We start from the raw sequence: 26,526 nt of genomic DNA on the forward strand, positions 1-26,526 counted from the left end.
CAGACACCACAAACGCGCAAAAATTGACACGATGTGACAGGAGAGAGGCATGTCAGCAATCGCATTTATCGGCTTAGGACAGATGGGCGCGCCCATGGCGAAGAATCTGTTGAAACAGGGCCACCAGCTTAACGTTTTTGATGTGAACCCGCAGGCGGTTCAGGCGCTGGTAGAGAGCGGCGCCCGGGCGGCGGCAACGCCCGCACAGACAGCAACGGATGCCGAATTCGTGATCACTATGCTGCCAAACGGCGACCTGGTGCGCAGCGTGCTGTTCGGCGAGCACGGCGTGTGCGAAGGATTATCCCGCGACGCGCTGGTCATTGATATGTCCACCATTCACCCGCTGCAAACCGACGCGCTGATCCGCGACATGGCTGAGCAAGGCTTCAGCCTGATGGACGTGCCCGTCGGGCGCACCTCTGATCATGCCATCGCCGGTACGCTACTCCTGCTGGCAGGCGGCACGGCAGAGCAGGTTGAGCGTGCCACCCCCGTCTTAATGGCGATGGGTAATGAACTGATTAACGCCGGCGGGCCGGGAATGGGCATCCGCGTCAAGCTCATCAATAACTACATGAGCATCGCCCTGAACGCCCTTTCCGCCGAGGCCGCCGTACTGTGCGAAGCGCTTGGCCTCTCCTTTGACGTGGCGCTCAAGGTGATGAGCGGCACACCTGCGGGCAAAGGCCACTTCACCACGTCATGGCCGAACAAGGTGCTGAAAGGGGATCTTTCACCCGCCTTCATGATCGACCTTGCGCATAAGGATCTGGGGATCGCCCTCGACGTGGCCAACCAGCTGCATGTCCCAATGCCGCTGGGCGCGGCTTCACGAGAAGTTTACAACCAGGCACGCGCCGCCGGGCGCGGGCGCGAAGACTGGACAGCCATTCTTGAACAGGTTCGCGCATCTGCCGGGCTGAAAAAATCACACTGATACGAAAGGACTGAGGAATGACGATGTACACCCTGAAAGATATCACCCGACCTTCCGGCGGTTTTGCGATGCTGGCCGTGGATCAGCGCGAAGCGATGCGCCTGATGTTTGCGGCGGCAGGCGCGCCGGTACCGGTAACCGACCAGCACCTGACCGATTTTAAGGTCAACGCGGCAAAAATTCTGTCGCCGTACGCCTCTGCCATTCTCGTCGACCAGCAGTTCTGCTATCGCCAGATTGTCGAGCAGCGGGCCGTGGCCAAAAGCTGCGCGATGATTGTGGCAGCCGACGAGTTTATTCCGGGGAACGGTATTCCGGTCGACAGCGTGGTGATCGACAAGAGCATTGACGCGCAGGCGGTCAAACGCGACGGCGGCAAGGCGCTGAAGCTGCTGGTGCTGTGGCGCAGCGATGAAGATCCGCAGCAGCGCCTGGAGATGGTGAAAGCGTTCAATACGCTGTGCCACGACAACGGGCTGTTGAGCATTATCGAGCCGGTTGTGCGTCCACCGCGCCGCGGCGCCGCGTTTGACCGCGAGCAGGCGATTATCGATGCGGCCAAAGAGCTGGGCGACAGCGGTGCCGACCTCTACAAAGTGGAAATGCCGCTGTTTGGTAAGGGCACGCAGCAGGAGCTGCTGGCGGCCTCGCAGAAGCTGAACGAGAACATCGCCATGCCGTGGGTGATCCTCTCCTCCGGCGTGGACGATAAGTTATTCCCGCGCGCGGTGAGCGTGGCGATGCAGGCGGGGGCATCGGGCTTTTTAGCCGGTCGCGCCGTCTGGTCCTCTGTGATTGGCCTGCCGGACACCGAGCTGATGCTGCGTGATATTTCCGTACCAAAACTTCAGCGTCTGGGTGAGATCGTCGACGAAATGATGGCTCGCCGTTAAGAAAGGATCCGAACATGAAATGGTTTAATACCCTGAGCCATAACCGCTGGCTCGAACAAGAGACCGACCGCATTCTTGATTTCGGTAAAAACGCCGCCGTACCGACCGGTTTTGGCTGGCTGGGCAATAACGGGCAGGTGCGTAGCGATATGGGCACCCATCTGTGGATCACCGCCCGCATGCTGCACGTTTACGCGGTGGCGGCGAACATGGGACGTCCTGGTGCGTACGCCCTGGTTGAGCACGGCATTAATGCCCTGAACGGTCCGCTGCGCGACAAGCAGCACGGTGGCTGGTACGCCTGCGTAAACGATGAAGGCGTGATTGATGCGTCCAAGCAGGGCTATCAGCATTTCTTCGTCCTGCTGGGCGCGGCGAGCGCCGTCACCACCGGCCATCCGCAGGCACGCAAGTTGCTGGACGACGCCATCGAGGTGATTGAGCGCTACTTCTGGAGCGAACAGGAGCAGATGTGCCTGGAGTCCTGGGATGAAGCCTTCAGCAAAACGGAAGATTACCGCGGCGGTAACGCCAACATGCACGCCGTGGAAGCCTTCCTGATCGTTTATGACGTGACCCACGACCGTAAATGGCTCGACCGCGCCCTGCGCATCGCCTCGGTGATTATTCACGACGTGGCGCGCAAAGGGGAGTACCGCGTTAACGAGCATTTCGACACCAACTGGAACCCGATCCGCGACTACAACATCGATAACCCCGCCCACCGCTTCCGCGCCTACGGCGGCACGCCGGGGCACTGGATTGAGTGGGGTCGCCTGATGCTGCACCTGCGCGCCGCCCTGGAAGCGCGCTTTGAAACCCCGCCGGAATGGCTGCTGGAAGATGCGAAAGGCCTGTTCCACGCCACCATCCGGGACGCCTGGGCACCCGACGGGGCCGATGGATTTGTCTATTCCGTGGGCTGGGACGGCAAGCCAATCGTCCGCGAACGCGTGCGCTGGCCAATCGTCGAAGCGATGGGTACGGCTTACGCGCTCTACACCGTCACCGGTGAGGCGCAGTACGAAGCCTGGTATCAGAAGTGGTGGGATTACTGCATCAAGTACCTGATGGATTACGAAAACGGTTCATGGTGGCAGGAGCTGGACACCAATAACGAAGTGACCACCAAAGTCTGGGACGGCAAGCAGGATATTTACCATCTGCTGCACTGCCTGGTGATCCCCCGCCTGCCGCTGGCGCCGGGCTTAGCGCCTGCCGTAGCCGCCGGATTACTGGATAGCCTGGCCAAATAATAAAGACGGAGTTTTTATGCGTACCCTACACAATATTGACCTGAAAAATAACGAAAGTGGTTTTACCCTGCGCTGGCAGGACCGTCTGATTTTATCCCACTCTGCGGATGCCCCTTGCCTGTGGATCGGCGCAGGTGAGGCGGATATCGAGATGTTTCGCGGCAACTTCAGCATCAAAGACAAGCTCAACGAAAAGATTGCCCTGACGAACGCGACCGTTACGCAGCAAAGCACGGGCTGGGCAATCCGCTTTACCCGCGGCGACGCGGTGAGCGCGACGCTGCTGGTCGGCGTGGATGCTGAAGGCCGTCTGGAGCTGAAGCTGAAAAATGACGCCGCCAGCCATAACCGCATCTGGCTGCGGCTGGCAGCTCAGCCTGACGATCATATTTACGGCTGCGGCGAGCAGTTCTCGTATTTCGATCTGCGCGGCAAGCCGTTTCCGCTGTGGACCAGCGAGCAGGGCGTGGGCCGCAATAAGCAGACCTATGTCACCTGGCAGGCCGACTGCAAAGAGAACGCGGGCGGCGATTACTACTGGACCTTCTTCCCGCAGCCTACCTTCGTGAGCACCCAGAAGTACTACTGCCACGTGGATAACAGCTGTTATATGAACTTCGACTTCAGCGCGCCGGACTTCCACGAGCTGGCGTTCTGGGAAGATAACGCCACGCTGCGCTTCGAATGCGCAGAAACCTACGTCGATCTGCTGGAAAAACTGACCGGCCTGCTGGGGCGTCAGCCTGAACTGCCGGACTGGGTTTACGACGGCGTGACGCTGGGTATTCAGGGTGGCACCGAGGTGTGTCAGCAGAAGCTCGACGCCATGCGCGAGGGCGGCGTGAAGGTGAACGGCATCTGGGCGCAGGACTGGTCCGGCATCCGCATGACCTCCTTCGGCAAACGCGTGATGTGGAACTGGAAGTGGAACAGCGCGCTCTATCCGCAGCTTGATGAGCGGATTGCGCAGTGGAAACAGGAGGGCGTGCAGTTCCTCTCCTATATCAACCCGTACGTCGCCAGCGATAAAGATCTCTGCGAAGAGGCGGCGAAACGCGGCTATCTGACCAAAAACGCCAACGGCGAGGATTACCACGTTGAGTTCGGCGAATTCTACGCGGGCGTTATCGACCTGACCAACCCGGCAGCCTACGGCTGGTACAAAGAGGTCATCAAAAAGAACCTGATCGAACTGGGCTGCGGCGGCTGGATGGCCGATTTCGGGGAATATCTGCCGACCGATACCTTCCTGCACAACGGCGTTAGCGCGGAGATCATGCATAACGCCTGGCCTGCCCTGTGGGCGAAATGTAACTACGAAGCGCTGGAGGAGACCGGCAAGCTCGGGGAGATCCTGTTCTTCATGCGCGCGGGCTACACCGGCAGCCAGAAGCACTCGGTGATGATGTGGGCGGGGGATCAGAACGTCGACTGGAGCCTGGACGATGGTCTGGCGTCCGTCGTACCGGCGGCGCTGTCTCTGGCGATGACCGGGCACGGGCTGCACCACAGCGACATTGGCGGCTATACGACGCTGTTCGAGATGAAGCGCAGCAAAGAGCTGCTGCTGCGCTGGTGCGACTTCAGCGCCTTTACGCCGATGATGCGTACCCACGAGGGCAATCGCCCTGGCGACAACTGGCAGTTCGACGGCGACGCCGAAACCATCGCCCACTTCGCGCGCATGACCACCGTGTTCACCACTCTGAAGCCGTACATCAAAGCGGCGGTTGCGCAGAACGCGAAAAGCGGCCTGCCGGTGATGCGTCCGCTGTTCCTGCACTACGAGGACGACGCGCGCGCCTACACGCTGAAATACCAGTACCTGTTTGGCCGCGATCTGCTGGTGGCGCCGGTTCATGAAGAGGGACGCCGCGACTGGTCGCTCTATCTGCCGCAGGACAGCTGGGTCAATGCGTGGACGGGGGAAATCTGCCGGGGCGGTGACGTGACCGTTGATGCCCCGCTCGGCAAACCGCCGGTCTTCTATCGCCAGCAAAGCGAATGGGCAGATCTGTTTAGCACCTTACGTCATATCTGATAAGGCTCGCCCGCGGGGAAATCTGCGGGCAGACGGAGAACAATAATGAGTCAACATACTTCTGACCCGGCAACCCTGCGCCTGCCTTTTAAAGAAAAACTCGCCTACGGGATGGGCGATCTCGGCTCTAACATCCTGCTGGATATCGGCACGCTGTATCTGCTGAAGTTCTACACCGACGTGCTGGGACTGCCCGGTACCTACGGGGGGATTATCTTCCTGATTGCGAAGTTTTTTACCGCCTTCACCGATATGGGCACCGGGATCATGCTCGACTCTCGGCGCAAGATTGGCCCGAAAGGGAAATTCCGCCCGTTCGTGCTGTATGCAGCCTTCCCTGTGACGCTGCTGGCGATTGCCAACTTCGTCGGCACACCGTTTGAGATGACCGGCAAAACGGTGATGGCAACGGTGCTGTTCATGCTGTACGGCCTGTTCTTCAGCATGATGAACTGCTCTTACGGCGCGATGGTGCCCGCCATTACCAAAAACCCGGACGAGCGAGCCTCGCTGGCGGCCTGGCGTCAGGGCGGCGCCACGCTCGGCCTGCTGCTCTGTACGGTGGGCTTTGTCCCGGTGATGAACCTCATTGAGGGCAATGACCAGCTTGGCTACATCTTTGCCGCCACCCTCTTCTCGCTGTTCGGGTTGTTCTTTATGTGGTGGTGCTATAAGGGCGTAACCGAGCGTTACGTTGAGACGCAACCTGCTAACCCGGCGCAGAAACCGGGGCTGTTGCAGTCGTTTCGCGCCATCGCCGGGAACCGTCCGCTGTTTATCCTGTGCATCGCTAACCTGTGCACGCTGGGTGCCTTTAACGTCAAACTCGCCATTCAGGTCTACTACACGCAGTACGTGCTGAACGACCCGATCCTGCTGTCGTACATGGGCTTCTTCAGCATGGGCTGTATTTTTATCGGCGTCTTTATGATGCCCGGCGCGGTGCGGCGCTTTGGTAAGAAAAAGGTCTACATCAGCGGGCTGGCAATTTGGGTGGCAGGCGATCTGCTTAACTACTTCTTCGGCGGCGGCTCGGTGAGCTTTGTGGCGTTCTCCTGCCTGGCGTTCTTCGGTTCTGCGTTCGTGAACAGCCTGAACTGGGCGCTGGTCTCCGATACCGTGGAGTACGGCGAGTGGCGCACCGGCGTACGCTCCGAGGGGACGGTCTATACCGGCTTTACCTTCTTCCGCAAGGTATCGCAGGCGCTGGCGGGCTTCTTCCCGGGGATCATGCTTACGCAGATTGGCTATGTGCCCAACGTGGTGCAATCCGCCGGCACGGTTGAAGGGCTGCGGCAGCTGATATTTATCTACCCGAGCCTGCTGGCGGTCATCACCATCGTGGCGATGGGCTGCTTCTACAACCTCAACGAGAAGATGTATGTGCGCATCGTGGAAGAAATTGAGCTGCGCAAACGTACGGCATAAATGACGTGATTGAGCGCCCTGCGGGGCGCTTTGAGGATCGACCATGACACACAATACTGATCCGTTAACCCTGAAATTGAGCCTGCGAGAGAAGTGCGCCTACGGGATGGGCGATTTTGGCTCGAACCTGATGCTGTGTATTGGCACGCTGTATCTGCTGAAGTTTTACACGGACGAGCTGGGCATGCCCGCGTTCTACGGCGGCATCATTTTTCTGGTCGCCAAGTTCTTTACCGCGTTTACCGACATGCTGACCGGGGTGCTGCTGGACTCCCGGCGTAATATCGGCGCGCGGGGGAAATTCCGGCCATTCATTCTCTACGCCTCCGTCCCGGTGGCGCTGGTGGCCACGGCGCAGTTTATGGCCAACGACTTTAGCCTGACGGTGAAAACGGCCCTCGCCACCGTGCTCTTCATGATGTTTGGCCTCTGCTACAGCCTGATGAACTGCGCCTACGGTGCAATGGTTCCGGCCATCACCAAAAACCCGAACGAGCGCGCGCAGCTTGCGGCGTGGCGTCAGGGCGGCGCAACGGTAGGACTGTTGCTCTGCACCGTCGGCTTTATGCCGATTCAGGCGCTGTTCGTCAGCCAGCCCTCACTCGGCTATCTGGTGGCCGCGCTGGTGTTCGTCACCGGGGGGCTGTTCTGCATGTGGTGGTGCTACAGCGGGGTTAAAGAGCGCTACGTCGAGCTTACGCCCGATCACCATAAGCCCGGCATTCTGAAATCATTCTGCGCGATTTTCCGCAATCCGCCGCTGCTGGTGCTGTGCATCGCCAACCTCTGTACCCTCGCCGCGTTTAACATCAAGCTGGCGATTCAGGTCTATTACACCCAGTATGTGCTGAACGATCTGCATCTCCTGTCGTGGATGGGCTTTTTCAGCATGGGCTGCATTCTGATTGGCGTGTTTCTGGTGCCCGGTGCGGTAAAGCGCTTTGGCAAGAAACCGGTCTATCTGGGCGGACTGGCGCTGTGGGCGGTGGGCGACGTGCTGAATTTCTTCTGGGGGACCAGCTCCCTGCTTTTCGTGCTCTTTTCCTGCATGGCCTTCTTTGGCACGGCGTTTGTGAACAGCCTGAACTGGGCGCTGGTGCCGGATACGGTTGATTACGGCGAGTGGAAAACCGGGATTCGCGCCGAAGGGTCGGTGTATACCGGCTATACCTTCTCGCGCAAAATCTCCGCGGCGCTCGCCGGTTTTCTGCCCGGCATCATGCTGACCCAGATTGGCTACGTTCCCCATGCCGTGCAGAGCGCGGGCACGCTGCTGGGTTTGCGTCAGCTGATTTTCCTCTGGCCGTGCGGCCTGGCGATCGTTGCTGCCGTGACCATGGGGCTGTTTTATAAACTCAACGAAGCGCGCTTCGCCTTTATTATCGAGGAGATTGGAAAACGGAAAAAACAGACAGCAAATACCCCTGAGATAACCACCAACAATAAAGCGTCAGCAGTCACTTTATAACTATAAATCCGGCCAATATGTCCTTCCTGTTAATCAGGAGGGAGGCCTTTCTGTACCTGATACATGGACAAATTATGAATAGAATCATCACCGTACTGATCGTGTCGTCTGTGTCCTGCCCGGTTTTTGCCGGGGCCTATGTCGAAACGCGCGAAGCGTACAATACGGCCTCTGAGCTGCACGAGGTGATCCTGCGTGCGGGCTATAACTTCGATATGGGCGCGGGGCTGATGTTCACCAACGCTTATAACGTGGGGAAATGGGACGAACTGAAGCACAGCTATAACGAAATCGAGGGTTGGTATCCGCTCTTCAAACCGACCGACAAACTCACCTTCCAGCCCGGCGGGTTAATTAACGACAGCAGCGCAGGATCGGGTGGAGCACTCTATTTAGATACTAACTATAAATTTACGGACTGGTTTAATCTGACGTTCCGCTATCGCTATAACCATAACAATTACGATACGCCGGACTATAACGGGCAGATGGATAAAAACGACACGCACGAATTCGCCAACTACTGGAATTTCAAAGTGACGGATGCGTTTTTCTACACCTTTGAGCCGCACTTTTTCCAGCGGGTGAATGATTACCACAGCAAAAATGGCAAAGATCATCACTGGGAAATTACCAACAAGTTCAGCTATAAGATCGACAGAAACTGGCTGCCGTATCTTGAGCTACAGTGGCTGGACCGATGGAATGATTACAACCGCGAGCAGTACCGGATTCGGTTAGGGTTACGTTATTCCTTCTAATAAAAAAGCCGCTGATCGCTCAGCGGCTTTTCGTTGCCGGGTGGCGCTTGCGCTTTACCCGGCCTACGGCATAACCGAATTACTCTTCTTTCGCACCGCGCATAGCACGTTTACGATCGTTCTCGGTCAGGTGACGTTTACGGATACGAATTGACTGAGGCGTCACTTCTACCAGTTCGTCATCATCGATGAATTCCAGAGCCTGCTCCAGCGTCATCTTGATCGGTGGAACCAGAACCGTTGCTTCGTCAGTACCGGACGCACGCATGTTGGTCAGTTTCTTACCGGTCAGGCAGTTTACCGTCAGGTCGTTAGAACGGCTGTGAATACCGATGATCTGGCCTTCGTAAACTTCAGCACCGTGACCCAGGAACAGCTTACCGCGATCCTGCAGACCGAACAGCGCAAACGCAACCGCTTTACCCTGACCGTTGGAGATCAGTACGCCGTTGTTACGCTGGCCCACTTCGCCCGGACGGATGTCGTCATAGTGGCTGAAGGTGGAGTACAGCAGACCCGTACCGGAAGTCATGGTCATGAACTCAGAACGGAAGCCGATCAGGCCACGGCTTGGGATCACGTAGTCGAGACGTACGCGGCCTTTGCCATCTGGATTCATGTTTTTCAGGTCGCCTTTACGCTCACCCAGTGCCTGCATGACAGAACCCTGGTGCTGCTCTTCAACGTCCAGCGTTACGTTTTCGAATGGCTCTTGTTTACGGCCATCGATTTCGCGGAAGATAACTTTCGGACGGGATACCGCCATCTCGAAACCTTCACGACGCATGTTCTCAATCAGAACAGACAGGTGCAGCTCACCACGACCGGAAACGCGGAATGCATCAGCGTCTTCGGTTTCTTCAACGCGCAGCGCAACGTTATGCACCAGCTCTTTGTTCAGGCGGTCAAGGATCTGACGAGAGGTAACGAACTTACCTTCTTTACCACAGAACGGAGAGGTGTTGACGTTGAAGAACATGGATACGGTTGGTTCATCAACGGACAGGGCTGGCAGCGCTTCGACGTTCTGCGGATCGCAGATGGTGTCGGAGATGTTCAGTTCACCCAGACCGGTAATAGCGATGATGTCGCCCGCTTCAGCGATGTCGCTCTCGATACGCTCAAGACCCAGGTGAGTCAGTACTTTACCGACTTTACCGTTACGGGTTTTGCCTTCGCTATCGATGATAGTGACCTGCTGGTTAGGCTTCACTTTACCGCGCTTGATACGACCAATGCCGATTACGCCAACATAGTTGTTGTAGTCGAGCTGGGAGATCTGCATTTGCAGGGTGCCTTCCAGGTCAACGTTTGGCGCAGGAACGCGGTCAACAATCGTCTGGTACAGCGGAGTCATGTCTTCCGCCATGTCTTCGTGATCCAGACCGGCGATACCGTTCAGCGCAGACGCATAAACGATAGGGAAGTCCAGCTGTTCGTCGGTCGCGTCGAGGTTAACGAACAGGTCGAAGACCTGGTCAACAACCCAGTCAGGACGCGCGCCAGGACGGTCAACCTTGTTGATCACAACGATAGGTTTCAGGCCGTGGGCAAATGCTTTTTTGGTCACGAAGCGCGTTTGCGGCATAGGGCCATCAAATGCGTCAACCACCAGCAGCACGGAATCCACCATGGACATCACGCGCTCAACTTCACCACCGAAGTCGGCGTGCCCTGGGGTATCAACGATGTTGATACGGTAGTCATTCCATTTGATAGCGGTGTTTTTGGCGAGGATGGTAATCCCACGCTCTTTCTCCAAATCGTTGGAGTCCATCACACGCTCTTGAGTTTCGGCACGAGCATCAAACGTACCGGACTGCTGTAGCAGCTTGTCAACCAGGGTAGTTTTACCATGGTCGACGTGCGCGATGATGGCGATATTACGCAATTTTTCGATCACAACTTTGCCTCAGGCATTTAGAAATAGCGCGTTATTGTACACGGATTAATCGCACTACAAAACAGGATCACAAACATCCCCCGCAAACAAGTATTGCAGAGATGCTTTGTGATCGCTTTCACGGAGCGGTAAAAGGGCACTTTAACGTAAATTGCACCAATATGGTGCTCAATGTTCACACTGAAGCACTATAATGGTGCAACGAATCCAATGTGGTGCAGCCCTTCTGCACTATGGTGCGCATGATAACGCCTTTTTGGGGTGTTTTAAAAGTTGGCACAGATTTCGCTTTACAGAAATACAGTAAAAATATGGCAGCCCAGCCGATTTGAAGACCTCGTTACCACGACGACAATGACCAATCTGGAGAGTTAAGTATGTCCGCTGAACACGTTTTGACGATGCTGAACGAACATGAAGTGAAGTTTGTTGATCTGCGCTTCACCGATACCAAAGGTAAAGAACAGCACGTCACGATCCCTGCTCATCAGGTGAACGCCGAATTCTTTGAAGAAGGCAAAATGTTTGACGGCTCCTCCATTGGCGGCTGGAAAGGCATTAACGAATCCGACATGGTTCTGATGCCAGATGCAACCACTGCGCTCATTGACCCGTTCTACGAAGAACCTACGCTGATCATCCGCTGCGATATCCTGGAACCTGGCACGCTGCAAGGCTATGACCGTGACCCACGCTCCATCGCAAAACGCGCTGAAGAGTACCTGCGTTCTACCGGTATTGCAGACACCGTTCTGTTCGGGCCAGAGCCAGAGTTCTTCCTGTTCGACGACATCCGTTTTGGTGCTTCCATTTCTGGTTCCCACGTCGCTATCGATGACATCGAAGGCGCATGGAACTCTTCCACCAAGTACGAAGGTGGTAACAAAGGTCACCGTCCGGGCGTGAAAGGCGGTTACTTCCCGGTTCCTCCGGTCGATTCTTCACAGGACATCCGTTCTACCATGTGTCTGATCATGGAAGAGATGGGCCTGGTTGTTGAAGCGCACCACCATGAAGTGGCAACGGCTGGCCAGAACGAAATCGCCACCCGCTTCAACACCATGACCAAAAAGGCGGACGAGATTCAGATCTACAAATACGTTGTACACAACGTTGCGCACCGTTTCGGTAAAACCGCGACCTTCATGCCAAAACCCATGTTTGGCGACAACGGTTCCGGCATGCACTGCCACATGTCCCTGTCCAAGAACGGCACTAACCTGTTCTCTGGCGACAAGTACGCGGGTCTGTCCGAGCAGGCGCTGCACTACATCGGTGGTGTTATCAAACACGCTAAAGCGATCAACGCCCTGGCGAACCCAACCACTAACTCCTACAAGCGTCTGGTCCCTGGCTACGAAGCACCAGTAATGCTGGCGTACTCTGCCCGTAACCGTTCTGCTTCTATCCGTATCCCGGTGGTTGCGTCTCCGAAAGCGCGTCGTATCGAAGTGCGCTTCCCGGACCCGGCGGCTAACCCATACCTGTGCTTCGCAGCACTGCTGATGGCCGGTCTGGACGGTATCAAGAACAAGATCCACCCGGGCGAAGCCATGGACAAAAACCTGTACGACCTGCCGCCAGAAGAAGCGAAAGAGATCCCACAGGTTGCCGGCTCTCTGGAAGAAGCCCTCCAGGCGCTGGACGCAGACCGCGAGTTCCTGACCGCTGGCGGCGTGTTCACCGATGAAGCTATCGACGCTTACATCGCGCTGCGTACCGAAGAAAACGACCGCGTTCGCATGACGCCGCACCCGGTTGAGTTCGAACTGTACTACAGCGTTTAATTGATTTGTTTTACCCGGCGCATACGCGTCGGGAGTCGTTGCCGTGGAAACTTTAGCCCATCTTCGGATGGGCTTTTTTCTCCACCAACAACCTGATCTCACGCGCTTTTTACCTCTAAAACGCTATACTGCACTAAAATAGTGCAACGACTCCAGGAGACTGCTGAATGGCAACTGGCACGCTGCCCGATGCTGGGCAGATCCTCAATTCTTTAATTAACAGTATTTTGCTGGTCGACGACGAGCTGGCGGTGCATTACGCCAACCCGGCGGCGCAGCAGCTGCTCGCCCAAAGCGCCCGTAAACTGTTTGGCACGCCGCTGCCAGAACTGCTGAGCTATTTCTCGCTGAATATTGGCCTGATGCAGGAGAGTTTGCAGGCGGGTCAGGGCTTCACCGATAACGAAGTGACGCTGGTGATTGACGGACGCTCGCATATTTTGTCCCTCACCGCACAGCGTCTGCCAGATGGCATGATTCTGCTGGAAATGGCGCCGATGGATAACCAGCGTCGTCTCAGCCAGGAACAGCTTCAGCATGCGCAGCAGATTGCGGCGCGCGACCTGGTGCGCGGGCTGGCTCATGAGATTAAAAACCCGCTGGGCGGCTTACGCGGTGCGGCACAGCTCCTGACCAAAGCGCTGCCAGACCCTGCCCTGGCGGAGTATACCAACGTCATTATTGAGCAGGCGGACCGTCTGCGTAACCTGGTCGATCGTCTGCTCGGGCCACAGCAGCCGGGGATGCACGTTTCAGAAAGCATTCACAAAGTTGCGGAGCGAGTGGTGAAACTCGTCTCTATGGAGCTGCCGGATAACGTCACGCTGGTGCGTGATTACGACCCAAGCCTGCCGGAGCTGGCGCACGATCCGGACCAGATTGAACAGGTGCTGTTGAACATTGTGCGTAACGCGTTGCAGGCGCTGGGCCCGGAGGGGGGCGAAATTATTCTGCGTACCCGCACCGCGTTCCAGCTGACGCTGCACGGTGTGCGTTATCGTCTGGCGGCACGTATTGATGTGGAAGATAACGGGCCGGGGATCCCGCCGCATCTCCAGGACACCCTGTTCTACCCGATGGTCAGCGGTCGCGAAGGCGGCACCGGGCTGGGGTTATCCATAGCCCGAAATTTGATTGACCAACACTCCGGCAAAATTGAATTTACCAGTTGGCCGGGACATACCGAGTTTTCGGTTTTCCTGCCGATTAAAAAATAAAGGTGACGTTTATGCAACGAGGGATAGTCTGGGTAGTCGATGACGATAGCTCCATCCGTTGGGTGCTTGAACGCGCGCTCACAGGAGCGGGATTAAGCTGCACGACGTTTGAGAGTGGCAGCGAGGTGCTCGACGCACTCACCACCAAAACGCCGGACGTTCTGCTCTCGGATATTCGCATGCCGGGAATGGACGGACTGGCGCTCTTAAAGCAGATCAAACAGCGCCACCCTATGCTTCCGGTCATCATAATGACCGCCCACTCCGACCTGGATGCTGCCGTCAGCGCGTACCAGCAGGGCGCGTTTGATTACCTGCCAAAACCGTTTGATATCGACGAAGCCGTTGCGCTGGTTGAGCGCGCTATCAGCCACTATCAGGAGCAACAGCAGCCCCGCAATGCCCCCGACTTTGGACCAACGACGGACATCATCGGTGAAGCGCCAGCCATGCAGGACGTGTTTCGCATCATCGGGCGTCTGTCGCGTTCGTCTATCAGCGTCTTGATTAACGGTGAATCAGGGACCGGTAAAGAGTTGGTCGCACACGCCCTGCATCGCCACAGCCCGCGGGCGAAAGCCCCCTTTATCGCCCTGAACATGGCAGCGATCCCTAAGGATTTAATTGAATCTGAGCTGTTCGGCCACGAAAAAGGGGCATTTACCGGAGCCAATACCATTCGTCAGGGACGCTTTGAACAGGCTGACGGCGGCACGCTTTTCCTGGATGAAATCGGCGATATGCCGCTGGATGTACAGACCCGACTGTTGCGCGTGCTGGCAGATGGACAGTTTTACCGCGTGGGCGGGTATGCGCCGGTGAAGGTGGACGTACGCATTATCGCCGCGACGCACCAGAACCTGGAGCTGCGCGTACAGGAGGGGAAATTCCGTGAGGATTTATTCCATCGTCTGAACGTGATCCGCGTCCACCTGCCGCCGCTGCGCGAGCGTCGGGAAGATATCCCGCGTCTGGCGCGCCATTTCCTGCAGGTGGCGGCCCGCGAGCTGGGCGTGGAAGCCAAGCAGCTTCATCCGGAAACGGATGCCGCCCTCACCCGTCTGGCGTGGCCGGGCAACGTGCGTCAGCTGGAAAACACCTGTCGCTGGCTGACGGTGATGGCCGCCGGCCAGGAAGTGCTGATTCAGGATTTACCGGCAGAACTGTTTGAAGCCACCGTGCCCGAGAGCACCTCAGGACATACGTTGCCGGACAGCTGGGCAACGCTGCTGGCGCAGTGGGCAGATCGCGCGCTGCGTTCCGGTCATCAAAACTTGCTCTCTGAAGCACAGCCTGAAATGGAGCGCACGCTGTTGACCACCGCGCTTCGTCATACCCAGGGCCACAAACAGGAAGCGGCTCGCCTGTTGGGATGGGGTCGAAACACCCTGACGCGCAAGCTGAAAGAGCTGGGAATGGAGTGATCTTACTCCGCTGTGTAAAGGTTACTAATTGAGCGCAAAGTGCCGTTATTTTGCGCTTTACTGTTCCGATGAGTTTTGTATGATCGTGCCCGGAAACTGGGGGGAGCATCATGCTGGAATCATTAGTGACCTTACTTTCGAGCGGTGCAGCAGAAAGCCACACGCCACAAACTGCCGTTGCGGCGGTATTGTGTGCGGCACTGGTTGGGCTGTTTAGCTAACGAGCTGACGATGAAAAGCCGGGTGGCGGCTTCGCCTTACCCGGCCTACATAAGTGCGAGTTGTAGGCCGGGTAAGCGAAGCGCCTCCCGGCATTGCAACTTAAATCACGCGCGAGAACTGCTGTAAACGTGCTTTCTGGCGCAGATAGGCATCGAAGCACATGCAGATATTACGAATCAACAGACGCCCCTTCGGCGTGACGACCACCGCGCTCTCCGACACATCCACCAGCCCGTCCTTCGCCAGCGGCGCAAGAAGCTTCAGGTCTTCGGCAAAGTAATCGCTGAATTGCAGATCCCATTGCGACTCCACCTCGCGGAATTCGAGACGGAAGTTGCAGATAAGCGCCTTAATCACATCACGACGGATGCAGTCGTCGCGCGTTAACGCAATGCCGCGCCACAGCGCGTTGCCCGTTTCATCAACCTGCTGGTAATACAGCTTCAGCTCTTTTTGGTTCTGGGCGTAGCAGTCGCCAATCATGCTGATAGCGGAGACACCCATTCCGAGCAGATCGGTATCTCCCTGGGTGGTGTATCCCTGGAAGTTACGGTGGAGAACACCTTCGCGCTGGGCAATCGCCAGTTCGTCGTCAGGGCGGGCAAAGTGATCCATCCCGATAAACTGATAGCCGGTTTCGGTCAGCGAGGCGATGGTCTCCTGCAAAATGTCCAGCTTCTGCTGGGCGGAAGGCAGATCCGCATCTTTGATTTTGCGCTGCGCGGCGAACAGCGTCGGCAGGTGCGCATAGTTAAAGACGCTCAGACGGTCCGGGTTGAGCTCAGCCACGCGTTTAAGCGTGTAGGCGAAGCTCTCCGGCGTCTGCTTCGGCAGGCCGTAAATCAGGTCTATATTCGTTGAGGTAAAGCCGATTTCACGCGCATGGTTGAGTAAGGCAAAGATAAACGCTTCATCCTGCTCGCGGTTGACCAGGCGCTGTACTTCTTTGTTGAAGTCTTGTACACCCATACTCAGGCGGTTGAAGCCTTCGGCGCGTAAATGATCCAGCACATCCAGCTCGATTTCACGCGGATCGACCTCGATCGAAATTTCAGCGTCGTGGTTAAAACTGAAATTGCCGCGCAGTAGCGCCATCAGGCGGCTGATCTGCGCTTTATTCAGATAGGTTGGCGTACCGCCGCCCCAGTGAAGCTGGCTGACGTGACGGCCTTTAAACAGCGGTGCGCGGTGCAGAATTTCCTGTTCAAGCGCATCGAGGTATTGATCGGCTTTGTGCTGCTGGCGGGTAACGATCTTATTGCAGCCGCAGAAGTAGCAGAGCTTGTGGCAGAACGGAATATGGACGTAGAGCGACAGCGGGCGCTCGGGATAGCGCGCCACAGCTTGCTGAAAATCCGCCTCGCCGAAAGCGTCAGAAAACTCCAGCGCGGTGGGGTATGAGGTATAACGCGGCCCGGAATAGTTATATTTCTGGATCAGGGCCAAATCCCAGTCGATAGATGGTACAGACATGCTCACTCCTTCCGTTGGTGTCGCGTTCGTATACGGCGGCCCGTTCTGGTCCCGTTGCGGGCCATCATTCGGGTGCGCAGCCACTTCTGTCGCCGCGACAACCGCCGTAGTTTAACGAATAACCACACCAGATAACATATAACCGGAAGGGTTATAAGCAGGACGAGTGTACCTGCCGGGTGCAAATGTTAGTTTCCACCTTTCAGCAGACGCATCATATCTTCCTGCTTTTCGTCTTCCTCTTCGTCTTCTTCATCATCGTAGGACAGACCCAGCTTCTGCATCAGTTCATCAATGCGATCCAGTTTGGCATCTACCCAGGACTGCTCTTCAGCGGTCAGGGTTTCACCCTCTTCAAGACGTTCCAGCAGCGCATCCAGGCGCTCATCGTTCTCCAGCATATCCAGCTCAGCCTGCGGTGAAAGCATAGGTTTCTCGCTCTTTGGTTTGTGCTGCTTAGTGACCGGCGTGTCTGTCACGCCCAGTGGAATGGGAGTTTTACTGCCGATACGAGGATCTTTCTGCTGTTTGCCTTTTGCAGAAGCGCCTGCGGCACCGCCACCGTTAGCACGGCTACCCGCAGTATGGCCACGATGCTTTTTATCGCGTTTGCGATCGCGCGCTTCCTGATTCAGTTCTTCGCGCGTTTTGCGGCGGGCTTTTGCAGGGCGTTTCGCGCCCGCAGCGGAGGTCGGTTTTTTCATGATGTTTTATCTTTAAGTCGTTTTCTTCAGTATAGAATTGCGGCGAAATCTAGCAGAAAGCAAGCAAAGAAAAAAGGCGACAGAGCAATCTGTCGCCTTTTTTCCTGACTCACAACCCTTAACGGGTCAGACATTCCCTGTTTGCCTTCAACAAACCCTGTTTATCCCTTGGCTACTACCGTCCGTGATACGGTTCCGTTTCCTGTTAAAAACGCCTCCAGGCGCCGGTCGTCCTGACAATCCTGAGTCTTCGCCTCCTGGCGCTCCTGACCCTTATCCTTAAGTCGTTTTCCTGCTGGCATCCTCGCCTTGACGCACACTTTACCTTGTTCTCTTAAACTAACAAGCAACGAAAAGGTACTAAACCGGATTTTCAGATAATTACTCATTAATAACTCTTTGAATTTTAATATTTTGAGTTTTTTAGCGCCTGCGATTTCTCTTAAATTTCTCATACGCTTAAGGGCAGATCTCTTACATTCCGTAAGGCTTTCACTTACACGTCAATGACGAAGGGAAAAGCCTTTTGCCCGCATTCAGGTATAATCCCCCGCAGATTACGATTTTTGGAGACGACCACGTGACTACCTGGAACTACCAACAGACGCATTTTGTCACCAGTGCGCCCGATATTCGCCACCTGCCCTCAGACACAGGGATTGAAGTGGCATTTGCTGGCCGCTCCAATGCGGGAAAATCCAGCGCCCTGAATACACTGACCAATCAGAAAAACCTGGCGCGTACCTCAAAAACACCTGGCCGTACTCAGCTGATTAACCTGTTTGAAGTGGCTGAAGGCAAACGCCTGGTCGATTTACCGGGCTACGGTTACGCGCAGGTACCGGAAGAGATGAAGATCAAATGGCAGCGTGCGCTGGGTGAATACCTGGAAAAACGCATGTGTCTGAAAGGTCTGGTGGTGCTGATGGATATTCGACACCCGCTAAAAGATCTCGACCAGCAGATGATTGACTGGGCGGTGGCAAGCGATATTGCGGTGCTGGTGCTGCTGACAAAAGCGGATAAGCTGGCGAGCGGCGCGCGCAAGGCGCAGGTGAACAAGGTGCGTGAAGCGGTGCTGGCATTCAACGGTGATGTACAGGTTGAACCGTTCTCCTCGCTGAAAAAGCAGGGTGTGGACAAACTGCGACAGAAGCTAGACAGCTGGTTTAACGATCTGGAACCGGCGACAGAAGCGGAAGCAGAGTAACAACAGGCGCGGCGATGACCGCGTTTTTTTCGCCCGAAACTTTCCTTCCCGCAATAAAAAACGCCCCAGTCATTACTGACTGGGGCGGCTAAAATATTCAGCCAAATCCGATTACGTGAAGTAAAAGGTCTGAAAGATAGAACATCTTACCTCTGTACCCTACGTCGTTAACTCTACTCTTTTTTTGTCTCTTGAAAAAGCACTTTTTGTAGTTTTTTTTCATTCTTTACATAGGGAATTCTAATGATCGTCACAAAACGCGCGTACTTATGTTGCTTACTTACATAAAACGCGCGTTATTCCGATAACGCTTAGTGAGCCTGATCCCAGTTTTCGCCGCTACCCACTTCCACCAGCAACGGAACGTCCAGCTTCATGCTGTTTTCCATCAGTTCATGGATCTTCTGAGAGACCTTTTCCAGGTCGTCTTTATGGACTTCAAATACCAGTTCATCGTGTACCTGCATGATCATTTTCACGCGCGGTTTCTCTTTTTCCAGCCAGGCATCAACGGCGATCATCGCGCGTTTGATGATATCTGCCGCAGTGCCCTGCATCGGGGCATTGATAGCAGCACGTTCAGCGCCAGCACGGCGCGCGGCGTTGCTGGATTTGATGTCCGGAAGGTAAAGACGACGGCCATCCAGCGTTTCAACGTAGCCTTTATCTTTCGCCTGCGCGCGGGTACGCTCCATATATTCCAGCACGCCCGGATAGCGCTCAAAGTAGAGATCCATATACTTCTGCGACTCTTTACGCGGAATGTTGAGCTGGCGTGAAAGGCCAAATGCGCTCATGCCGTAAATAAGGCCAAAGTTAATCGCTTTAGCGCTACGACGCTGTTCGTTTGTCACGCTGTCCAGCGGCAGGCCAAACACTTCGGCAGCTGTTGCCCGGTGGATATCCTTCCCTTCGGCAAATGCCGTCAGCAGGCCTTTGTCACGCGACAGGTGCGCCATAATACGCAGTTCGATTTGCGAGTAGTCTGCGGAGACAATCAGATAATCCTCTGGCGCAATGAAAGCCTGGCGTATACGGCGGCCCTCTTCATTACGCACCGGAATGTTTTGCAGGTTAGGATCGGTTGACGAAAGTCGCCCGGTCGCCGCTACAGCCTGGTGATAGGAAGTATGTACGCGGCCCGTTTTCGGGTTAATCATCAACGGCAGTTTGTCGGTATAGGTCGATTTCAGCTTCGCCAGACCACGGTACTGCAGGATAACTTTTGGCAGCGGATAGTCCAGCGCCAGCTCTTCCAGCACCTCTTCAGAGGTTGAAGGCGCGCCGCCCGGCGTTTTCTTCAGCGGTTTAATACCCTGCTTTTCAAACAGGATGGTTTGCAGCTGTTTCGGTGACGACAGGTTAAATGCCTCTCCAGCAAGCTCATGCGCTTTCTGTTCAAGCTCGGTCAGGCGCTGCGCCAGCTCGCCAGAGTGATTATGCAGCACCGTTGGGTCGATTTTGACGCCGTTACGCTCAATGCGGGACAGCACAGGCACCAGCGGCATCTCAATGTTCTGGAAAACATTCAGCGGCCCTTCGTGCTTCTGCAATTTCGGCCACATTTTGAGATGGAGCTGTAGCGTGACGTCAGCGTCTTCCGCGGCGTAGCGGCCTGCTTCTTCCAGCGCGATCTGGTTAAAGGTCAGCTGATTTTTGCCCTTACCGGCAATTTCTTCAAAGGTGATGGTTCTGTGTTTCAGCCAACGATCGGATAAGGAATCCATATCATGGCGGCCCGCCACGCTGTCCAGAATGTAAGATTCCAGCATGGTGTCAAAAGCGATACCACGCAGTTCAATGCCGTAGTTTTGCAGAATACCGCGGTCGTACTTCAGGTTTTGCCCGACCTTCAGCGCTTTCTCGTCTTCCAGAATCGGCTTCAGCAGTTCTAAGGCGCGCTCGCGCGAGATCTGCTCCGGCGCATCCAGATAGTCATGCGCTACCGGAACATAGGCTGCCATACCCGGCTCCGTCGCGAATGACAGACCTACCATATTGGCAGATATGTTATCGAGACTGTCCGTTTCGGTATCGAACGCAAATACCGGTGCTTTTTTCAGCTTTTCAATCCAGGCGACGAGCTGCGACTCTTCAAGGATGGTTTCATAGTTATCGAATGAGAGCGCTGCCGCTTCTTCTTCTGCCTGCTCTTCGGCATCGACAACGATAGTTTCTTTCGGCTTCGCCGCAGCTTTTGCCCCTTTCGCCTGAAGCCATTTCCCGGCTTCGACATCCGTGGTCCAGCGTTTAAATTCGTATTTTCTGAACAGGCCAAGCAGTTCTTCTGCGGCGGGTTCCTGCACTTCAAGCTGGTCGCAGGTAAGCTCCAGCTCGACGTCGGTTTTGATGGTGGCTAACTGATAAGAGAGGTAAGCCACCTCTTTGTTATCGGCGAGCTTTCCGGCCATGGTTTTTGCACCACGGAAGGTAAGTCCGGCAATTTTGTCGGACTCAGCGTACAGCGTATCCAACCCACCTAACCCTTGCAGCAGCGCCTGAGCTGTTTTTTCGCCCACGCCCGGCACGCCAGGGATGTTATCCGAGGAATCCCCCATCAGGGCGAGGAAATCAATAATGAGTTCTGGCGGCACGCCATATTTGGCAACCACTTCTTCCGGGCCAAGAATGGTGTTGGTCATGGTATTAATCAGCGTGATCCCAGGTGTTACCAGCTGCGCCATGTCTTTATCACCGGTACTGATCAGCACCGGGCGGCCAGCCTTTTCAGCTTCGCGCGCCAGGGTGCCAATAACGTCGTCAGCCTCAACGCCCGAGACAGCCAGCAAAGGCAGCCCCATCGCTTTGACCATAGCGTGCAGCGGTTCAATCTGCGCACGCAGATCGTCAGGCATGGGAGGACGGTGAGATTTGTAATGCTCAAATAATTCATCGCGGAAGGTTTTCCCCTTCGCATCAAACACCACGGCCGCATGGGTTGGGTGGTATTGCAGAATCAGGCTGCGTAGCATATTCAGCACGCCGTACATTGCGCCGGTAGGTTCCCCTGCGCTGTTGGTCAGAGGAGGAAACGCATGATACGCCCGATAAAGGTAAGAAGAGCCATCGACGAGTATAAGTGGGTTTTCTGGGATCTGAACCATAATGTCCGTGCCTTTAATTAATTTATGGGTAAAGGATGCCACAGAAGGATGAAAACATCAGGTTTTAGCGCTTTATACAGAAAAAGATTTTGCGATCGTGAAGATCGCTCGCAAAAACAAACTGTGGATAAGTTTGTGCATATTTTTAATACAGGTGAATAACAGTTCTATAAAACTGATACTGAAAACTTATTTATCAAATAAAATCAATTAGTTGAAATTAGATCACTTAAGATCCCACCCCGCTGATGGTTATTTAGTCTATGTGGATATAAGACGTAAGCACCCTGTCTATATAGAAAATTTCGCTGCATGGCAGGAAAAGCCGCAGCCTCTTCGTGCGAAAGCGCCCTGGTCTGGGCCAATATCTGATAAGATCGGCGCCCAGCACCGGATAGCCGGCTGCTTAATTACAGCTAACTATCTGAAAAAATTCATTATGTCGAAAATACTCGCTGCGATAACCTTATTGCTAAGCGTCATTTTAACTATTCTGGTTACCATCGCCTGTTCTGTGCCAATCATCGTTGCCGGAATAATTAAGCTCCTGCTGCCCGTCCCTCCGGTATGGCGTGCAGTGTCTGCTTTTTGTAATTTTATGATGTACTGCTGGTGTGAAGGGCTGGCGATCCTGTTGTATCTGAACCCCTGGTTAAAGTGGGACGTTCAGGGCCTTGAGAAGCTGAATAAAAAGAACTGGTATCTGCTGATCTGCAATCATCACAGCTGGGCCGACATCGTTGTATTGTGCGTGCTGTTTCGCAAACATATTCCGATGAACAAATACTTTCTGAAACAGCAACTGGCATGGGTGCCTTTCATTGGTCTGGCCTGCTGGGCGCTGGATATGCCGTTTATGAAACGCTATTCACGCAGCTATCTGATTCGTCATCCGGAACGCCGCGGTATGGACGTGGAAACTACGCGCCGTTCTTGCGAGAAGTTTCGCGCGCATCCCACCACCATAGTTAATTTCGTCGAAGGTTCGCGCTTTACCGAAGAGAAGCGCCAGCAGACTCGCTCTCCGTATCAGCACCTGTTGCCGCCAAAGGCAGCGGGTATCGCAATGGCCCTCAACGTGCTGGGTGAGCAGTTTGATAAATTGTTGAACGTAACGCTCTGCTATCCGGAAAACGACAGGACGCCGTTCTACGATATGCTCAGCGGCAAGCTGACGCGTATCGTAGTCCGCGTTGATCTGTTGCCCATCGATACGGAACTGCACGGTGATTACGTTAACGATAAAAACTTCAAACGTCGTTTCCAGCTTTGGCTCAATACACTCTGGAAAGAGAAAGACGAACAGATAGCGGAGTTAAAATCTTCATACAAAAACGCCGGTCAATGACCGGCGTTTTCTTTATGTTTGTTACTTCATCTCAACCAGGTGTTTCACGGTATCAGCGTACTGTTGTACGAAGATATCCATACTGGTGGTGTCCATACCACGCATATTTACCTGGTATTTACCGTTAACATACATCGCTGGCACGCCCTGCAACTGGAAGTCAGCGGCAGCTTTTTCCTGCTGTGCCACGAGAGATTTCACCACAAAACTGTTCCAGGCAGCGTCGTAGTCTTCACCTTTCACACCGGCATCAACAAACACTTTACGGATATCTGCCGTAGTTTGTACGGTCTGGGTTTTCTGTACGGCTTCAAACATAGGCGCGGTGATCTTATCTTCCACACCCAGCGCAATCGCAACCGCCCATGCCTGAGTCAGATCTTTACCCAATGGGCCAAGGAACTCAACGTGGTATTTCGTCATTTTGGTGCCTTCCGGCAGCTTTTTCTTCACGTTGTCAGAAACATGAAGTACCTGCTCAAACTCGTAGCAGTGCGGGCAGTAGAAGGAGAAGAACTCCAGCACCTGAGGCTCGCCAGCTACAGGCTTGTCCAGCGTAATGTACTGCTTGCCGTCGGTAAACTGCGCAGCAGTTGCGCTAAATGCCAGAATCATACCAGCCAGCGCCAGCCAAATTTTTTTCATGATTAACTCTCTCCTGGGTGTGTCCAATTAATACATCGGCGTTAATTGCAGAGGGGGTTCCTGTAGAACCTTAACCTGCTCGGTAAATGTGGATATCTGGTTGCGCCAGTAATCCTCCCCGGTAAGCCAGGGGAAATTTCGGGGAAAAGCCGGGTCTTCCCAACGCCTGATTAACCACGCGAGATAATAAACAAATCGCATCGCACGTAAAGGCTCTATCAGGGCAATTTCGTCTGAATTAAAGGGGCTAAATTCTTCATAAGCTTCAATTATGGTCTCAAGCTGCATGCGCTGCTCGGCTTTATCACCGTTGAGCAGCATCCACAGATCCTGCACCGCAGGTCCCATACGAGCGTCATCAAGATCGACAAATAGCGGGCCGTCGCGCCAGAGAATATTCCCGGCGTGGCAGTCACCGTGCAGGCGTAGAGCGGTAATATCATCCCGCCAGCAGGCTTTTACAGCATCAATAAGCTTATCGGTCGCCGTGAGGAAATTATCCTTAAGCGCCTTTGGGATCAGCGCCGATGTTTCGAATACCTCTCGCGGCTCAATAAGATATTCCTGAACACCAATCGTCGGTCGGGCAACAAACGATTTTTTACGTCCCGTCTGATGAATGCGCCCCAGATAACGGGCAACCCATTCCATCTGATCGATATTATCTGCCTCAAACTGTCTTCCGCCCAGGCTCGGAAATACCGCGTAGTAAAAACCCTGATGGGTCAGCAGCGTTTGGTTATTAAATTTGAGCGGTGCCGCAACGGGAACATCGTCATCCAGCAGATCGTGGGCAAACTGATGCTCTTCCTGAATTTGTTCTGCGGACCAGCGTTGTGGCCGGTAAAACTTTACGACAAAGCGCTGGCGCTCTTCGTCCTGAAATTGGTAGACACGGTTTTCGTAGCTGTTTAAAGGGGTTAACCCGGAATCCACCCGAATACCCTGCTCGAACAGCGCATCCATAATGGTATCCGGGTGTAGTGTCTGGAAAGTAAAAGCCTGGTCGTTCATCCGATCATCCGGAAATTATACGAATGATTCAGGATATCATCTTGTGGCGATTTCGGTGGCTCCGCTTACAAGCTTTTACTCTTTAATTACGCCTCGGGCGCGCAGTAATGCGGTTTTAAAATCCTCTTCATAATCTTTCTGAATACCAGGAATAACAGCATCTTTAGCCGAGTCACGCATTTTGAGGTGGTAGATCAGGATGTCGTCAGAAAGGTCTGCCAGTTCGCCATCAAAACCTGACTCTTTCGCCAGTTTCTGTAAAAATTGCATCAGATTCAGCTCTGGCTCTTTTTGCCAGGCCGGCTGGAGAAGCTCAATGACTTCATTAAGACGTTTACATTTCATGGTAGTGCTCCTTTCATTTAGAGAGACACGTTAGCAGGGTCAATCCCACAATAAAAGAGGCGATATTCGTGAATCAATGCCAGGAAATCATCGGGGTCGTTCTTGCCGGAGGCAGGGCAACGCGAATGGGCGGAAAAGATAAAGGTCTTCAGCTCCTGAACAACACCCCCTTATGGCAGCATGTTGCTGATACCCTGGCAAATCAGGTGTCGTCGATGGCGATCAGCGCTAACCGACATGTTGATATTTACCAGCGCAGTGGATATCCGGTTTATCAGGATAAGCTTGTGGACTACCCCGGCCCGCTGGCGGGAATGCTTTCCGTTATGCAGCAGTCGCATGGAGAGTGGTTTCTCTTTTGTTCATGTGATACGCCCTTCATCCCGTCCTGTCTGGTTGAACGTCTGGTGCAGCGGTGCGAGGGTGCTCCCGTCGTCTGGGTACACGACGGCGAACGCGACCATCCGACGATCGCATTGATTAATCGCTCGTTAATATCTGCGCTGGAAGATTACCTGGCCGCAGGAGAGCGACGCGTCATGGTATTTATGCGCCAGTCGGGAGGGCATTCCGTTGATTTCAGCGACATGAAATCGGCGTTTGTGAATGTAAACACGACGGAAGATTTGCAGATGATGCAGGAGAAGAAATGATACCCGTATTAGCGATCTCTGCCTGGAGCGGCACCGGGAAGACTACGCTGCTAAAAAAGCTGATACCTGCACTTTGCGCTAAAGGTATTCGTCCCGGATTGATTAAGCACACGCACCATAACATGGATGTCGATAAGCCGGGGAAAGATAGCTATGAGCTGCGTAAGGCTGGCGCTGCACAAACGATGGTGGCGAGTAACCAGCGCTGGGCGTTAATGACAGAAACTCCGGATGAAGCACCGCTGGATCTCGCTTATCTTGTCAGCCGGATGGATCATTCCACGCTGGATCTGGTGCTGGTTGAGGGGTTTAAGCACGAGGCTGTTGCGAAGATCCTGCTGTTCAGAAACGGTGCCGGGCATGATGTAAGTGAGTTAACGCTGGATGAACATGTGATTGCTGTGGCCAGTGACGCTGCGTTGACGCTGGAAGTACCGGTTCTGGATTTGAATAATGTGGAGGGGATTGCAGAGTTTATTTTGGCGTGGTGTGCAGTCTGAAATCTGCCGGGTGACGGCTTCGCCTTACCCGGCCTATCGTTTTTCGACGTACAAACGCAAAAAGGCCATCCTTGCGGATGGCCTCTTCACTTGTTTGATGCCTGGCAGTTCCCTACTCTCACATGGGGAGACCCCACACTACCATCGGCGCTACGGCGTTTCACTTCTGAGTTCGGCATGGGGTCAGGTG

General features: G+C 54.6%; 23 protein-coding genes and 1 rRNA gene. 15 read left to right on the top strand and 9 right to left on the bottom strand.

Annotated features, from left to right (window positions below; genetic code table 11):
• The first annotated feature begins 49 nt into the window (after positions 1-49).
• The 7 genes from yihU (at position 50) to ompL (ending at position 8,787) form a co-directional block, all read left to right on the top strand.
• Positions 50-940: a sulfolactaldehyde 3-reductase gene (gene yihU / locus ACNQ0T_RS17255; protein WP_417930267.1), complete on the top strand. Its 891-nt coding sequence runs from the start codon at positions 50-52 to the stop codon at positions 938-940.
• Between the two features lie 17 nt (positions 941-957).
• Positions 958-1,833: a sulfofructosephosphate aldolase gene (gene yihT, locus ACNQ0T_RS17260; protein ID WP_023298926.1), complete on the top strand. Its 876-nt coding sequence runs from the start codon at positions 958-960 to the stop codon at positions 1,831-1,833.
• A 14-nt stretch (positions 1,834-1,847) separates the two neighbouring features.
• Entirely contained in the window at positions 1,848-3,089 is a 1,242-nt protein-coding gene (gene yihS / locus ACNQ0T_RS17265) for a sulfoquinovose isomerase (protein ID WP_022649846.1), read from the top strand.
• A gap of 16 nt (positions 3,090-3,105) precedes the next feature.
• Positions 3,106-5,130 (top strand): alpha-glucosidase, encoded by a 2,025-nt coding sequence (locus ACNQ0T_RS17270; protein WP_417930268.1) that lies wholly within the window; start codon positions 3,106-3,108, stop codon positions 5,128-5,130.
• A 45-nt stretch (positions 5,131-5,175) separates the two neighbouring features.
• Positions 5,176-6,558 carry an MFS transporter gene (locus ACNQ0T_RS17275; protein WP_022649848.1) on the top strand — a complete coding sequence of 461 codons (1,383 nt, stop codon included), beginning with the start codon at positions 5,176-5,178 and terminating at the stop codon, positions 6,556-6,558.
• Positions 6,559-6,601: 43 nt separating this feature from the next.
• Positions 6,602-8,026: an MFS transporter gene (locus ACNQ0T_RS17280; protein ID WP_022649849.1), complete on the top strand. Its 1,425-nt coding sequence runs from the start codon at positions 6,602-6,604 to the stop codon at positions 8,024-8,026.
• 74 nt (positions 8,027-8,100) lie between these two features.
• Positions 8,101-8,787 carry a porin OmpL gene (ompL, locus tag ACNQ0T_RS17285; RefSeq protein WP_032626918.1) on the top strand — a complete coding sequence of 229 codons (687 nt, stop codon included), beginning with the start codon at positions 8,101-8,103 and terminating at the stop codon, positions 8,785-8,787.
• Between the two features lie 79 nt (positions 8,788-8,866).
• On the opposite strand, the gene typA is transcribed toward ompL, so the two are convergent.
• Positions 8,867-10,690 carry a ribosome-dependent GTPase TypA gene (gene typA / locus ACNQ0T_RS17290; protein WP_022649851.1) on the bottom strand — a complete coding sequence of 608 codons (1,824 nt, stop codon included), beginning with the start codon at positions 10,688-10,690 and terminating at the stop codon, positions 8,867-8,869.
• Between the two features lie 377 nt (positions 10,691-11,067).
• Here typA and glnA point away from each other — a divergent pair, with 377 nt between their 5' ends.
• From glnA to ACNQ0T_RS17310, 4 genes are all read left to right on the top strand, one after another.
• Positions 11,068-12,477: a glutamate--ammonia ligase gene (glnA, locus tag ACNQ0T_RS17295; RefSeq protein WP_003861925.1), complete on the top strand. Its 1,410-nt coding sequence runs from the start codon at positions 11,068-11,070 to the stop codon at positions 12,475-12,477.
• A 167-nt stretch (positions 12,478-12,644) separates the two neighbouring features.
• Positions 12,645-13,694, top strand: a complete 1,050-nt coding sequence (glnL, locus tag ACNQ0T_RS17300) for a nitrogen regulation protein NR(II) (RefSeq protein WP_003861923.1) — start codon at positions 12,645-12,647, stop codon at positions 13,692-13,694.
• Positions 13,695-13,705: 11 nt separating this feature from the next.
• Positions 13,706-15,118 carry a nitrogen regulation protein NR(I) gene (glnG, locus tag ACNQ0T_RS17305; RefSeq protein WP_038416956.1) on the top strand — a complete coding sequence of 471 codons (1,413 nt, stop codon included), beginning with the start codon at positions 13,706-13,708 and terminating at the stop codon, positions 15,116-15,118.
• A gap of 110 nt (positions 15,119-15,228) precedes the next feature.
• Complete coding sequence (locus ACNQ0T_RS17310; protein WP_017382667.1) at positions 15,229-15,339, top strand: YshB family small membrane protein; 111 nt, start codon at positions 15,229-15,231, stop codon at positions 15,337-15,339.
• 100 nt (positions 15,340-15,439) lie between these two features.
• Here the strand turns inward: ACNQ0T_RS17310 and hemN are convergent, their stop codons facing one another.
• From hemN to ACNQ0T_RS17325, 3 genes are all read right to left on the bottom strand, one after another.
• Entirely contained in the window at positions 15,440-16,813 is a 1,374-nt protein-coding gene (hemN, locus tag ACNQ0T_RS17315; RefSeq protein ID WP_048966006.1) for an oxygen-independent coproporphyrinogen III oxidase, read from the bottom strand.
• A gap of 188 nt (positions 16,814-17,001) precedes the next feature.
• Entirely contained in the window at positions 17,002-17,517 is a 516-nt protein-coding gene (yihI, locus tag ACNQ0T_RS17320) for a Der GTPase-activating protein YihI (protein ID WP_022649854.1), read from the bottom strand.
• 161 nt (positions 17,518-17,678) lie between these two features.
• The gene (locus tag ACNQ0T_RS17325; protein WP_022649855.1) at positions 17,679-17,906 is read right to left on the bottom strand and encodes a hypothetical protein; all 228 of its coding nucleotides are present in this window, start codon (positions 17,904-17,906) and stop codon (positions 17,679-17,681) included.
• Between the two features lie 191 nt (positions 17,907-18,097).
• Between ACNQ0T_RS17325 and yihA the strand changes: the two genes are divergently transcribed.
• On the top strand, positions 18,098-18,727 hold the full coding sequence (yihA, locus tag ACNQ0T_RS17330) for a ribosome biogenesis GTP-binding protein YihA/YsxC (protein WP_003861913.1): 630 nt from the start codon (positions 18,098-18,100) through the stop codon (positions 18,725-18,727).
• A gap of 311 nt (positions 18,728-19,038) precedes the next feature.
• Here yihA and polA read toward each other — a convergent pair whose 3' ends face one another.
• Entirely contained in the window at positions 19,039-21,831 is a 2,793-nt protein-coding gene (gene polA, locus ACNQ0T_RS17335) for a DNA polymerase I (protein WP_417930269.1), read from the bottom strand.
• 439 nt (positions 21,832-22,270) lie between these two features.
• On the opposite strand from polA, the gene ACNQ0T_RS17340 reads away from it, so the two are divergent.
• The gene (locus tag ACNQ0T_RS17340; RefSeq protein WP_022649857.1) at positions 22,271-23,179 is read left to right on the top strand and encodes an acyltransferase; all 909 of its coding nucleotides are present in this window, start codon (positions 22,271-22,273) and stop codon (positions 23,177-23,179) included.
• Between the two features lie 21 nt (positions 23,180-23,200).
• Here the strand turns inward: ACNQ0T_RS17340 and dsbA are convergent, their stop codons facing one another.
• The 3 genes from dsbA to ACNQ0T_RS17355 form a co-directional block, all read right to left on the bottom strand.
• On the bottom strand, positions 23,201-23,824 hold the full coding sequence (gene dsbA / locus ACNQ0T_RS17345) for a thiol:disulfide interchange protein DsbA (protein ID WP_022649858.1): 624 nt from the start codon (positions 23,822-23,824) through the stop codon (positions 23,201-23,203).
• A gap of 27 nt (positions 23,825-23,851) precedes the next feature.
• A complete protein-coding gene (locus ACNQ0T_RS17350; protein WP_022649859.1) occupies positions 23,852-24,838 on the bottom strand; it encodes a serine/threonine protein kinase in 987 nt (328 codons plus the stop codon).
• A 75-nt stretch (positions 24,839-24,913) separates the two neighbouring features.
• Positions 24,914-25,183 (bottom strand): YihD family protein, encoded by a 270-nt coding sequence (locus ACNQ0T_RS17355; RefSeq protein WP_003861904.1) that lies wholly within the window; start codon positions 25,181-25,183, stop codon positions 24,914-24,916.
• 68 nt (positions 25,184-25,251) lie between these two features.
• Between ACNQ0T_RS17355 and mobA the strand changes: the two genes are divergently transcribed.
• Positions 25,252-25,836, top strand: a complete 585-nt coding sequence (gene mobA, locus ACNQ0T_RS17360) for a molybdenum cofactor guanylyltransferase MobA (RefSeq protein ID WP_022649860.1) — start codon at positions 25,252-25,254, stop codon at positions 25,834-25,836.
• Complete coding sequence (mobB, locus tag ACNQ0T_RS17365; protein ID WP_022649861.1) at positions 25,833-26,336, top strand: molybdopterin-guanine dinucleotide biosynthesis protein MobB; 504 nt, start codon at positions 25,833-25,835, stop codon at positions 26,334-26,336. The genes mobA and mobB overlap by 4 nt, the downstream gene beginning before the upstream one ends.
• Positions 26,337-26,435: 99 nt before the next feature.
• Here the strand turns inward: mobB and rrf are convergent.
• Positions 26,436-26,526 (bottom strand): 5S ribosomal RNA (rrf, locus tag ACNQ0T_RS17370); the annotation flags it as partial.

The sequence above is a fragment of the Enterobacter cloacae complex sp.6700776 genome (genome assembly GCF_048284255.1).
GTDB lineage: Bacteria > Pseudomonadota > Gammaproteobacteria > Enterobacterales > Enterobacteriaceae > Enterobacter > Enterobacter intestinihominis.